The sequence below is a fragment of the Streptomyces sp. NRRL S-244 genome (genome assembly GCF_000717915.1).
GTDB lineage: Bacteria > Actinomycetota > Actinomycetes > Streptomycetales > Streptomycetaceae > Streptomyces.
This window is the reverse complement of the sequence record NZ_JOCX01000020.1, coordinates 17114-29278: the sequence shown is the minus strand read 5'-3', so window position 1 is coordinate 29278 and position 12165 is coordinate 17114. Positions and strand designations below refer to the sequence as shown.

Below are 12165 nucleotides of genomic sequence, written 5' to 3'. Positions count from 1 at the left end.
ACCACCGGTGTGAAAGGACCCGCCCTTGCGTGAGACGGACGGCACGCGCGACGCTCGGACCGCCCCGATGGGGACGCGGGTTCGATGGCAGGTGGTCGTCCTGCTGTTCCTGGCCGTGGTCGTCAACTACGTGGACCGCTCCGGCCTGTCGGTGGTGCTCCCCGTGGTGAAGGAGGAGTTCCACCTGGACGACAGTGTGTCCGGACTGCTCCTGGGTGCCTTCTTCTGGACGTACGCGGCGTTCCAGATCCCGTGCGGGCGGCTGGTCGACAGATTCGGGCCGCGCCGCGTGCTGGCCGTCGCCGCCGTGGCGTGGTCCCTGGTCACCGCCGCCACGGGCCTGGCCTCCGGCTGGGTCTGGCTGCTGGCCTCCCGCCTGCTGCTCGGCGCCACCCAGGCCGCGATGTTCCCCGCGGGGACCAGCTGCGTCGCGTACTGGTTCCCGCGCGCCGAGCGGGCGACCGCGAGCGGGCTGTACGACAGCGGCGCGCGCGTGGGGACGCTGCTGACCCTTCCGCTGTTCGCCGTGCTGACGGCAGCCGTGGGCTGGCGCGGGGCATTCGTCCTCGCGGGAGCCGTCGGGCTGGTCTGGGCCCTGTTGTGGTGGAGGCTCTTCCGCGACCGGCCGGACGAAGACGCGCGTGTCGGCGAAGCGGAGCTGCGCCACATCCACGAGGAGGAGGACGCTCCGGTCCCCGAAGCCGTTCGGGCGGATGCCTCCGCGCCCCCGCCCGGCTGGGGCGAGCTCCTGCGCAACCGCACGGTCTGGGGCACGGTGCTCGCCGTGATCGCCCAGTCCTACGTCATCTACTTCTTCATCACCTGGTTCCCCTCCTATCTCGTCGACGCCCGCGGGTTCACCTTGCTCCAGCTCGGGCTCTTCGGCATGCTCCCCGGTTTCGCCGCCATCGTGGGGAACTGGCTCGGCGGGTGGGCCTCGGACCATCTCGTACGGCGCGGCAGGACACTCACGTTCGCGCGCAAGAGCTGCGGGGCCGGCGGGTTGTTGGTGGGCGCCTCCGTGGGCGCGGCCGCCGTCGTGCCCGGTGCCGGGGCGGCGCTCGCGCTGCTGTCGCTGTCCTTCGCCGGGGTGTCGTTCGCCACCTCCGTGCTGCTGACGATTCCGGCGGACATCTCACCACCGGGGACGCCGCTGGCAGGAACCCTGCAGAGCCTGCAGAACACCTTCTCCGGGATCGCCGGCATCGCCTCTCCCGTGATCGTGGGCGTACTCAAGGACCTCACCGGATCGTTCGTGCCCGGGCTGCTGTCCGCCGCCCTCGTCGCGGTCCTCGGCGCCCTGGCGCTGCTGGTCGTGGTGGACCGGATCGACGCCGACGTGCTGTCGGCGGGCCGGGGGCGCTCTGGCGGCCGGACGCGTGGTCGGGCAGGCTTGCAGCGGAGTTCCGTACGCAAGTGACGGCGCCGGCCGCGCACAGCGCGACCGGCAGACGGAAGGCGAAGCGATGGGAGGCCAGATGATCCCGGAGTCGGCGCGCCGGTGGATCGACGACCGGGCCTTCGCGGTCCTGGGCATCGCGAGGCCCGACGGACCGCCGCACCTCTCGGTGGTGTGGTGCGCCACGGACGGGGACGACATCGTGGTCAGCACGCTGCGCGAGCGGCTCAAGTACCGTCTCCTGGAGCGGGATTCCCGCGCGACACTGCTGGTGTATCCGCGCGAGAACCCCAACTCGTACGTGTCCGTCGAGGGCACCGTCGCCTTCCAGGAGAAAGGTGCCGACGACCTCATCCAGAGGCTGTCGATGCGCTACAAGGGGCGCACCTACCCGGACGATCCGGACGCCCAGCGGGTGACGGTGCGACTGCGGCCGAGCCGCGTCTTCGTCAGGGACCGTCCTGCCACTGGTCGGTGAGGGGCAACTCCCGCCCGGTCCTGGCCGCCTCGACGGCGGTGACGGCCACGTAGGCGGCCGTGTGGGCCTCCTGGAGCGTGGCCGCGCGGGGCGGCTTGCCGTGGGTGCAGCACTCCGCGAAGTGCTCGTGCAGGGCGACGAACCCGGCGTCGTCGTCGGCGAGTACGTCGGTGTGCGGCGCCGGGGCACCGGCGGCGGCCGTGGCCGTCTCGACGCGGAAGTGGCGGCCGTTGAAGCGGCCCCGTTCGAAGGCGGCGGAGCCGGCGGAGCCGACGATGTCGAGGCTGCCGAAGGGGATGTGGGGATCGCTGATCCACGAGCCCTCGACCGTGCCCACGGCGCCGCCCGGGAAACGCATCAGCACCGTGGCGGCGTCGGCGACACCGCCACGGCCCGAGTGCGTCATCGCCGCGACGGAGCGCGGCCGTTCGCCCAGCATCCAGATGATCTGGTCGATCCCGTGCACCAGGGATTCCAGGATGATGCCGCCGCTGCGGGCGTCGTCCCACAGCCATGCGCCCTCCCGGTCCCGCAGGCTGTACATGCGGTGGTAGGCGTGGGCGACGGTGCCGAGCTCACCCGCGGCGACACGGAGCCGCAGCCGCTGCAGGGGCGGCACGAAACGGAAGTGGTACGGCACCATGACGGTGAGTCCCCGGGCGTCGGCCAAGTGCGCGAGCGGCCGGATGCGGTCCGGGGCGAGCCCCACCGGCTTCTCGATCACCAGGTGCTTGCCCGCACGCAGGGCCGCTTCGGCGATCTCCAGGTGCGTGTCGGGCGGCGTGCACACCACCACGGCGTCGATTTCCGGGTCCGTCAGGACGTCGTCGAGGCGGTCGGTGGCCGCCACGCCGCCGAAGTCGGCTGGGAGCCGAGTGGGTGTGCCGGGCTCGACGACGACCCGGGCCAGCTGCGACTGCTCGACCCGGCGCAGGACCCGGGCGTGCCGTCCCGCCGACCATCCGCTTCCGACGATCGCGCACTGGATCATTCGTCTCCTCCTGAGATCCGTAGGGGTTCCGGGGTTTCCCGTACTGCCGTGTCCTTCGTCTCGCAGATGGCCCGCACGGCGCGGGAGGCGAGTTGTTCGGCGGTCAGACCGGCCGCGAACAGCAGATCGGCGTAGTCGCCGGAGCCCGGCGAGGCGGTGAGGTCGCAGCGGACGACGCGGGAGCGAGGGCCGTCCGCCTCCGCCAGGGCCTCGTCCAGAGCGGAGGCGAGCGCGCCCGGGCGGTACTGGTCCTCACAGGCGAGCACGAGGGGGAACCCGGCCAGGGCGGCGGAGAGTTCCCGGGGCGTGGGGGACAGGCGGCCGACCTCGAGGGCAGCTGCGGCGATGCCGTGGCGTTCGATCAGGATCCGGGCCGCCTGCTGTGCCTGCTCGCACAGGGCGCCGTGCGCACACAGCAGCACCTGCCCGACCTGAGGCGTCAGCCGCCGGACGGGGCTCCATGGGCGGGCGGCGTCCGGCGTCTCCCCGAGCGGTACGGGACGGCGCACCAGCCGGACCCAGCGCGGGCCCGGTCGGCCGGCGCAGTAGGCGGCGAGGGCCCGCGCGCTGTCCGTGTCGGAGGGGGCGACGACCTCGATGCCGGGCACGGCGCGCAGGAGGGCGGCGTCCTCGGTGGCGTGGTGCTGGGCGCCGTCGCGGCCCGCGCTGAGTCCGGTCATGCCCGCCAGGAAGGTGACGTCCGCCCCGTGCAGGGCGACGAGGGAGCGGATCGGTTCCAGGGCGCGCAACGACAGAAACGCGGCGAAGCCCGCCACGACGACCTTGAACCCGGCGCGCCACATGCCGAACGCGGCGGCGACGGCGGTCGCCTCGGCCACCCCGACGTCCACCACGAGGTGGGGGTGGCGCCGGGCGAAGTCACCCAGCCGGAACGACAGGGTGGCATCACAGGTGATGATCACGAACGGGTCCGGTCCGCGCAGGAGTTCATCGCACAAGGCGTGGGTGAACGCCTCCAGCTGGCTTTCGTCGGTGGCCGACAGCGCGCTCACCTCCTGACCGCGTGTCGTTCGGCGTACATCCGGAAGTCCGGCGAGGCGGCGTCGGAGGAGAGCAGGACGTTGAGGAGGGTGGGCCGGTCCGCCTCGATTCCGGTCTTCAGGGCCCGTTCGAAGGACGCTTCGTCCCGCACGGTGTGCGCCTGCCAGCCGAAGCCCCGTGCCACCGCCGTCCAGTCGGTCGGTGCGAAGGAGCCGAGCAGGTCCGCCTGCCCGAGTCCGACGGAGGCGACCCGGTTGAGCAGCCCGAAGGCGTTGTCGTTGAGGAGGACGAAGACCAGGCGCGCGCCGATGCGGACCGCGGTCTCCATCTCCTGGCAGGAGAGGGCGAATCCGCCGTCGCCGCCCACGCCCACGACGGTGCGTCCCGGGTGTACGAGCGCTGCCGCGATCGCGGCCGGCAGGGCGTAGCCGATGCTGCCGCTGCCGCGCGGTGCGATGACCGAGCGGCCCGCGCTGCGACAGCGGAAGTGCGCCCCCGCCCAGCTGCAGGCGCGCGAGGCGTCGGCGATCAGCGCGGTGTCGGGCGGACAGGTCCGCTCCACGGCCTGGATCAGCCGGCCGGGGGTGGGGGCGGCGTCGCCCTCGGGCTCGTCGATCAGGGCGCCGGTGGATCCGGTCCAGGCAGGCGCGCCCTGCCAGCCGGACGCGCGCAGGGCGCCCGCCAGGTCCTCCAGGGCCGTGGCGGCGTCGGCGTGCAGGACGTACCGGGGCGACAGGATCCGGCCGAGTTCCGCCTCGTCGATGTCGAGTTGGACGCAGACCGCGTCCGGACCGGGCAGCCGCCCGTAGCCGGTGGACTTGTCCCCGGCCTTGCTGGCGACCCACAGCACCAGGTCGGCGCGTTCGGCGACGGCGTTGGCCCCGGCCGATCCCTTCGCGCCGATGACGCCGAGGCTGTGCGGGTGGGTCTCGGAGATGACGCCCTTGCCGTTGAAAGTCGTCGCCACCGGGACGCGGAAGGCGTCGGTGAGGGCTGCCAGCTGGTCGTACGCACCGGACAGGTGGACACCGCCCCCGGCGACCAGCAGCGGGCGCCGGGCCCTGGTGAGCAGGTCGACGACCTGGGCCAGGGCCGCGGGACCGGGTCGGGTCCGGGAGGTGGTGGGAGGCGCGGCCGGCCCGTCCGTCACCACAGGCTCTGCGGCGGCGGGGTCGGCCAGCACGTCGGAGGGCACGTCGAGGTGGACCGGGCCGGGGCGCCCCCGCATCGCCAGGCGCACCGCGCGGGCCGCCAGTTCGGGCAGCCGGGCGGCGTCCGGCACGGCGACGGTGGCCTTGACGCACGGCCGGAACATCTCCTGGTGGCGGCAGGCCGCCGTCGGCCACCGGTCCTCCTGGCCCAGGGGCACACCGCTGGTCAGCGCGACCAGCGGTATGGAGCTGTTGTACGCCTCGTGCAGGGCGGGCAGCAGCAGCGGCGAGCCGATCCCACCGGGCGCGTCGGCGACGGCGGCCCTCCCCGTGTACCGGGCACACGCGTCGGCCATGTACCCGGCGGCGGTCTCGCTGCGGGCCATGACGTGGCGTACGCCCGCCCGGCGGAACGCGTCGTACAGCGGCAGGGTCGACTCACCGGGCAGGCCGAAGAACGACTCGGCTCCCGCGGCCCGCAGGGCGTCCACGAGGACGTCGGCTCCGGTGCGCTTCACAGGGTCCTCCCGGGAATCGTCCGTCCGGAACCGGAGCGGTCCCGTGGTGGTTCCTGGGCCCCCTCGGCCGCCCGCAGGGCCGAGGCGAGCGCGTGTTCCGTGCGGGCGAGCGTGTCGTCGTCGGGTAGCCAGCTCATCGGTACCGGTTTCTCCTCCAGGGTGGGGACGCCTTTGCCGCGGACGGTGGAGGCCCACAGCACGGCCGGGCCCCTGCCGCTGCCGAGCAGCCGTCCGGTCTCTGCGTCGAGACGCGTGAGGTCGTGTCCGTCGACCGCGCAGAAGGAGGGAGCGGTCGACTCCAGCATCCGCCGCGTGATCATCCCGGCGGGGGTCGCTCCGCCCGACTGGTATCCGTTGGCGTCCACAACGACGAGCAGGTTGCCCAGCCCGGCCCGCACGGCCCACTGGTAGCCCTCCAGGGCGATACCGGACTGGAGTTCGCCGTCGCCGGTCACGACGACGACGCGTCCGCCGCCGCCCCGCAGGGCGAGCCCGTGCGCGAGGCCGGCCGCCGCGGCGACCCCGAGGCCCAGGGAGCCGGTGGTCATCCCGGCCTCGGGCAGGAAGCGCAGGCTGGGGTGGCCCTGGTAGGGGCTGCCCAGCCGTGCGTACGTCCCGTCCCCCTCCCACCCCGTGAGCGCGGCGTACAGGGCGGGGGCGGCGTGTCCCTTGGACAGGACGAGCCGGTCGTGGTCGGGGGTCTCCGCTCCGGCGCCGGCGAGCCGCAGGTGTTCGACCAGTACGGCGAGGAGGTCGGAGACCGACAGGCAGGAACCCAGGAAGCCCCAGCGGGCACGGCGTACGGCGCGGACCGAGGTGAGCCTCAGGCTCAGGGCGCGGACCCGGATGCGGTGCCGGCGCTCCGCGTCGTGGAGGGGGCGGACGTCGTGCGGGGAATCAGTCATCGGCCTGCCCGTCCCGTTCGCCGCCGGTGAGATTGACCAGCACCGGCTCGTCGCGTCCGATCTCGCCGCGGTCGGCGAGCTGGGCGGCGCCCGCGAGGGCCGCGGCAGCGGCGAAGCACACCTCGATGCCCTCGTCCTCGGCGAGCCAGCGGCGTGCCCGGATCATTTCGTCGTCGGAGACCGCCGCGAAGCGGCCGCCGGTGTCGTCCGTGATCGCCCGCATGTAGGGGTAGGTGTTGGTCGGGTCACCGCGCAGGATCGCCTTCGCGAGCCCCCGTGGATGACGCAGGATGTGCTGCGGCCGGATGCGGTCGCTGCCGTCCCGGGCGGCGTGCCACATGGGCGCGCAGCTTTCCTGCTGGACGCAGACGAAGCGCGGCAGGGCGGGCAGCCGGCCCATCGCCAGGTACTCCCGGGCACCCTTGTGCGCTCCGTACACGCCCATTCCGCTGCTGACCGCCTGGAACACCACGGCCGGGGGCAGCGGCATCTCGTCGTACGCCTCCAGGTAGGCCAGCTTCAGGCCCTCCCGCCGGGCGGAGTTGAAGAAACCACCCTCGAAGAGGAGTCCGTGCTCGGCCGCGAAGGCCCGCCCCGCCGCGGCGGCGGCCACGAAGTCGTCGTCGATCACATGCAGCTCCACGCCCGGGTGATCGGTGTACTGGTGTCGGTCCAGGAAGTCCCGCCCGGCGAAGAGGTGGGCTTTCATACCGTCGATGTGACGCAGGCCCCAGGCGAAGGAGGTGGAGCTGTTCCCGGTGGAACTGGCGACGAACTCGAAGACGCCCTGCTCCTGGAAGACCGCGAGCACGCACGCGGCCATCCGGTCCTTGGTGGTCCGGGTGGCGTTGCGGGTCTCGTCCTTCAGGTAGAGGTGTTCCAGACCCAGCCGGGCGCCGAGGACGCGGGCGTGGACGCACGGGGTGTTGCCGTCGCCGATGTGGAGCGCGGATTCGGGCCGCCGCAGCGGCAGGAGGTCGAAGTAGCGCTCGGAAGGAGTCTCGGCGTCCTGTCGCACCCTCGCTGCGGCCAGGTCGTATTCGGGATCAAGGAGCCCGCCGCAGGCGCAGCGGGGTTCGGCGACGGCGTACGGGCGGGCCGTACCGCAGCGGACGCACACCGCCCGGACGTCCTTGCCGTCGCCGGGGTTCGGCGCGCCGGTGCGGCGCTGCCCGCTCATCGGCGCTCTCCCGTTCCGGCCGCGGCGGCGTCGACGGGCGACGTGACGCGCAGTCCGCCGCCCGCGGGCAGTCCGCGTTGCCGGCCGGTGCGGCGGTCCCCGGACAGGAGGACCACGTTCATGTGGTTGGGAAGGTGGGTGTCGTCGAAGCCGAGGACGTGCCCGAGGAGCGCTCCGTCCGCCGCGTGCACCGCGTCACCGACGGCGAGCAGCCCGCCGGTGAACTCGGCGAAGCCCAGGTACGACACCTCGTCGACGCGGTCGCCGCCCGCGGGGGGAGGCGCCGGCGTGGTCATGAGCTCGTGCACGCTGCCGGCGGGCACCGCGCGGGTCTGCCACCGCTCCAGTCGCATGCCGCGGTCGAACCGGCGGTGCTCCATGACGGCGACCCAGCGGCCGGTCATGGCGGCCCGCGGCCAGTTCGCGGCGTCGGGCAGGTCGGGAACGGCGTCGGTGAGCCGCCGCTGCCGCAGGGCGGCCGCCACGGCACGGGCGCAGGCGTCGTCGTACCCGTCGGCGGCGGTCCACGGGAGCGTCGCCGCCTCTTTGAGGAGGGGCGCGTGCTGGGGACTTCCGGGAGTGGCGCCGATGCCGTGCCAGGCCGGGTAGCGGGCGGCCGACACGGCGGCCGCCCGGTGCAGCGCCGCCTGCGGGTCCGTTCCCCGGAGCCCTACGAGGAGCGCGGGCGGCGCCTGTTCCAGGATTCGGCACCCCAGGGCCTCGGCGAGCTCGTCGGGGGTGAACTCCGCCGCCGGGCCTCGGTGGTCCGTGTCCCGAGGGCCGGTGCCCCGCGCGGGGGGTTGGGATGCGGCCAGTGCCGGGAGCGCGGACAGGTGAACGTGCCGGCGCAGCGCGGGGGAGGCTCGCAGGACGGCGAGTGGTACGTCGCACCCTGTGGGAAGGGGACGCAGGCGTAATCGGTCCGGGTCCCGCGGGTCGGCCGTGAGCTGGACGGACGACCAGGACAGCAGGGCGGCGCCGTGCAGGTGCAGCAGTGGGACGACGGCACCGGCCGTTCCCCCGCCGGTGTCGAGCAGGAGCGCGGCGCCCGAGGCGGACCCGACCGCCGCTCCCGCCAGGACCGGGCCGTCCTGGGCGGCGAGCGCGGTCAGCAGCGCCGTGACGAGGCGGGCGGGTTCCCGCAGACCGTGGGGGTCGCCGCACTGGCCGGCGTACAGCACGGTCCGGGCGGCCGTGTCCGTGACGAAGCGGTCCTCGCGTCCCGGCATCCGCACCACGCGGAACCCGTCGGCGGCGCTCAGCGTCCCGGAGGTGGCGGAGCGCCCGCCGTGGAGGGACAGCGGCTCGGAGCCTTCGCCGTCAGAGGCGGTGAGCCGGGCCAGTTCGGGCGGGTCGGCGAGCACGGCCAGGCACACCGCGTCGGGTACCGGTCCGGCCCCGGCACCCGCCGTGGTCACGTGGACCGACCGGAGGACGGTGATGGCGTAGCCGACGACGGCCGGGTCGTCGCTCAGCAGTCTGACCCGACGCGTACCGACGGCGAAGTCGGCGGAGAAGGCGCCGGCCCCGCCGGCGCGGGCGCCCAGGCCTGCAGCGAGGCGGACGAGCGGCAGGTCGTGGTGCGTGGCAGCGATCACGGGACTTTCCCTCTTTTCGCTGGATGACGTCGCTACGGCGGCGGAGGTGGTGGGTTGCGGGGGTGTCAGTCGAACCAGCCGTCCGGGACGGTGACGCCGAGTCCCGGTTCGCGGGGCAGGCTCAGGCGTCCGTCCCGTACCTCGAATCCGCCGTGCGGACCCTGTTCGGGATCGAGGATGACGAGGGAGAAGTAGTAGTCGCAGCCATCGGCGAGGAGAGGCAGCGTGAGCATCTGGTGCAGCGCCGCGGTCGTCCCCAGCCGGGACTCCTCGAAGGCCCCGGCATACCCGTACACCCCATGGAGCGCCGCCGCGGCCGCGATCTGCCCGACCGTGCCGTAGCCCCCGAGCTTGCCCGGCTTGAGGCTGATCAGGTCGTAGGAGCCGTCCGCCAGCAGAGCGCGCGCGTCGGCGGGAGTGCGGCATCCCTCGTCCGCGCAGAGGGGGACCGGGAAGGACCGGCGCAGCCGGCGCAGCGGCTGGTGGTGCTCGGGGGCGAAGGGCTGTTCGACGTAGTCGATCGGCACGTCCGCCACCGCTCCGAGGAGGCGGTGCACGGCCAAGGGGTCTCCGGCGCAGTTGAAGTCCAGCCGGATCGACACGTCGTCGTACCGGCCGGCCAGGGACGCGATCCGGGCGGCGTCGGTGCGCCAGTCCCTCACCCCCGTCTTCAGCTTGAAGATGCGGTATCCCTCTTCGTACCGGGCCTGGACGAGGTCGGCCTCCAGCGCGACGTCCTGGGCCGAAACGGAATAGGAAAGGCCGAGGTCGTGGCGCCGGAGTCCGCCGAGAAGGGTGTAGACGGGGACGCCGAGACTGCGCGCGGCGAGGTCGTAAAGCGCCGTCTCGACCGCGTTTTTCGCTGCCGGATTTCCGACGATGGCCCTGTCCAAAACCGAACGGCAACCGTTTAGATCAAGAACGTCACGCCCTACGAGGGAGGGGCCGATGAGTTTTTCGGACACCTGGCATATTCCCTCCGGTGTTTCCGAGGAGAAGAGATTCCAGGTGGCTGCCTCGCCGTAGCCGCAGACGCCATCGTCGCTGCGGACGCGAATGAATACGTTGGTTACGGAGTCGAGCAGGGCGCCGGCGCCCATTTGCTGTTTCTCACGTGTCGGCAGGATGCGCGTGGCCGCTGAAACATCCCGTATTCGCACGAATCACCCCAAGGGCATATGTCTTGTTTGTTGGCATTCATGGCCTTACGTCACACACTCGCGATCATTTACAGTACGAGCAGCAGACGACCCCGTGTAAGGCGCACTTCGGGGGCGCACGAGAAGCACGAAGGGGAGCGCATGAAAATTCTGGGGATCAATGCCATTTTCCATGATCCGGCCGCTGCTCTGGTCGTCGACGGCGAGATCGTCACCGCCCAGGAAGAGGAGCGACTGACACGGAAGAAGGCGCGGAAGACGCCGGTTCCGTTCAACCGGTGGGAAATCCCGGAGTTGGCCGTGGCGAGCTGCCTGGCCGATTCCGGACTGCGCATGAGTGACCTCGACGCCGTGGTCTACTCGTACGAGCCCTCACTCGTGCCGGAACCGGACACGAGTGAACCCCGGGGTTTCTGGGAGCAGGTGCACAAGACATACGCCCAGACGGCTCCGGAATTCCTGCACCGGATGTTCCCCGACCTCGATCCGGCCAAGGTCACCTTCGTTCCCCACCACTTCGCCCATGCCGCTTCTGCCTATCTGGCGGCGCCTTACGACAGCTGTGCAGTCCTCGTCCTCGACGGCCGGGGCGAGATCGCCACCCACCTCGCCGGCCGCGCCGACCACGGTGCCCTCACGGTCCTCGCCAGCCAGCAACTGCCGCATTCGCTCGGCCTCCTCTACGAGGACGTCACCGAGCACCTGGGCTTCCGCCGGTGCGCCGACGAGTACAAGGTCATGGCGCTCGCGGCCTACGGCCGACCCGCCTACCTGCGCCGGTTCCGCGAACGCGTACGCGCGCAGGCCGACGGCACGTTCGTGGTCGAGCCCCTCGGCCTGGACGAGCTGATGCCCCGCCGACTGCGCGGGGACGCGATGGAGTCCCACCACGCCGACCTGGCCGCCAGCGTCCAGCGCCGTCTCGAAGAGGTCGTGCTCGACCTGGCGCGCTGGCTGGCCCGGGCCACCGGCGAGCGGGACCTCGCGATGGCGGGTGGCGTCGCGTTCAACTGCGTGGCCAACTCGCGCGTCGCCCGCGAGGGGCCGTTCGAGCGTGTGTGGGTGCAACCCGCCGCCGGCGACGCCGGCACCGCGCTCGGCGGGGCGCTGTACGTCGCCCAGGCCGCGGGCGACCCCGTCAAGCACATGACCACGGCCGCTCTGGGGCGCGGCTGGAGCGACGCCGAGACCGAAGCCTGGCTGCAGACCAACCGGATCTCCTACTCGCGCCCGCCGGACGTGGCGGCCGTCGCGGCACGCGCCCTCGCCGACAACAAGGTCGTGGGCTGGTTCCAGGGGCGGAGCGAGTTCGGCCCCCGGGCTCTGGGCCACCGCAGCATCCTGGCCCACCCCGGTCACCGCGGAAACCTGGAACGCCTCAACGACATCAAGGGCCGCGAACAGTTCCGCCCGGTCGCCCCCATGGTCCTGCTGGAACGCGCCACCGAGATATTCGAGGGACCGGTGCCCAGCCCGTACATGCTCTTCACCCATCAGGTCCGGCCTGGCTGGGCCGAGCGCATCCCCGCCGCCCTGCACGTCGACGGCAGCGCCCGCATCCAGACCATTGCCGACGACGACGAACCGCTGGTGGCCCGCATGCTCAAGGAGTTCGAGCGGGAGACGGGCGTCCCCGTCGTCATCAACACCAGCTTCAACGTGGCCGAGAGCCCCATCGCCGACCACCCCCGCGACGCGGTCGCGTGCTTCGCGACCACCCCCATGGACCTGCTCGTCCTCGGTCCGTTCATCCTCCAGCGTCGAGACCTCGCGGCGGGCTGAC

General features: G+C 72.6%; 10 protein-coding genes. 3 read left to right on the top strand and 7 right to left on the bottom strand.

Features of this window, described 5'->3' with window-relative positions:
* The first annotated feature begins 25 nt into the window (after positions 1-25).
* Together IF02_RS0123125 and IF02_RS0123120 are read left to right on the top strand one after the other, a co-directional pair.
* A complete protein-coding gene (locus tag IF02_RS0123125; protein ID WP_078622268.1) occupies positions 26-1420 on the top strand; it encodes an MFS transporter in 1395 nt (464 codons plus the stop codon).
* A 46-nt stretch (positions 1421-1466) separates the two neighbouring features.
* Entirely contained in the window at positions 1467-1877 is a 411-nt protein-coding gene (locus tag IF02_RS0123120) for a PPOX class F420-dependent oxidoreductase (protein ID WP_030159903.1), read from the top strand.
* On the opposite strand, the gene IF02_RS0123115 is transcribed toward IF02_RS0123120, so the two are convergent.
* The 7 genes from IF02_RS0123115 to IF02_RS0123085 all read right to left on the bottom strand — a co-directional run bounded on the left by IF02_RS0123115 (position 1849) and on the right by IF02_RS0123085 (position 10322).
* A complete protein-coding gene (locus tag IF02_RS0123115) occupies positions 1849-2868 on the bottom strand; it encodes a Gfo/Idh/MocA family protein (protein ID WP_030159901.1) in 1020 nt (339 codons plus the stop codon). The genes IF02_RS0123120 and IF02_RS0123115 overlap by 29 nt on opposite strands.
* Positions 2865-3881: a transketolase C-terminal domain-containing protein gene (locus IF02_RS34455; protein WP_030159900.1), complete on the bottom strand. Its 1017-nt coding sequence runs from the start codon at positions 3879-3881 to the stop codon at positions 2865-2867. The genes IF02_RS0123115 and IF02_RS34455 overlap by 4 nt, the downstream gene beginning before the upstream one ends.
* Entirely contained in the window at positions 3878-5539 is a 1662-nt protein-coding gene (locus IF02_RS0123105) for a thiamine pyrophosphate-binding protein (protein WP_030159898.1), read from the bottom strand. Before IF02_RS0123105 ends, IF02_RS34455 begins: the two co-directional genes overlap by 4 nt.
* Positions 5536-6444, bottom strand: coding sequence for a 1-deoxy-D-xylulose-5-phosphate synthase N-terminal domain-containing protein (locus IF02_RS0123100; RefSeq protein ID WP_051696471.1), 909 nt, complete (start codon positions 6442-6444; stop codon positions 5536-5538). The genes IF02_RS0123105 and IF02_RS0123100 overlap by 4 nt, the downstream gene beginning before the upstream one ends.
* On the bottom strand, positions 6437-7624 hold the full coding sequence (locus IF02_RS0123095) for a threonine synthase (RefSeq protein ID WP_051696470.1): 1188 nt from the start codon (positions 7622-7624) through the stop codon (positions 6437-6439). The genes IF02_RS0123100 and IF02_RS0123095 overlap by 8 nt, the downstream gene beginning before the upstream one ends.
* Complete coding sequence (locus IF02_RS35220; protein ID WP_078622266.1) at positions 7621-9222, bottom strand: DUF6917 domain-containing protein; 1602 nt, start codon at positions 9220-9222, stop codon at positions 7621-7623. Before IF02_RS35220 ends, IF02_RS0123095 begins: the two co-directional genes overlap by 4 nt.
* A 65-nt stretch (positions 9223-9287) precedes the next feature.
* Positions 9288-10322 carry a mandelate racemase/muconate lactonizing enzyme family protein gene (locus tag IF02_RS0123085; protein ID WP_078622265.1) on the bottom strand — a complete coding sequence of 345 codons (1035 nt, stop codon included), beginning with the start codon at positions 10320-10322 and terminating at the stop codon, positions 9288-9290.
* Positions 10323-10523: 201 nt separating this feature from the next.
* Between IF02_RS0123085 and IF02_RS0123080 the strand changes: the two genes are divergently transcribed.
* Positions 10524-12164: a carbamoyltransferase gene (locus IF02_RS0123080; protein WP_030159889.1), complete on the top strand. Its 1641-nt coding sequence runs from the start codon at positions 10524-10526 to the stop codon at positions 12162-12164.
* Position 12165 lies beyond the last annotated feature (1 nt).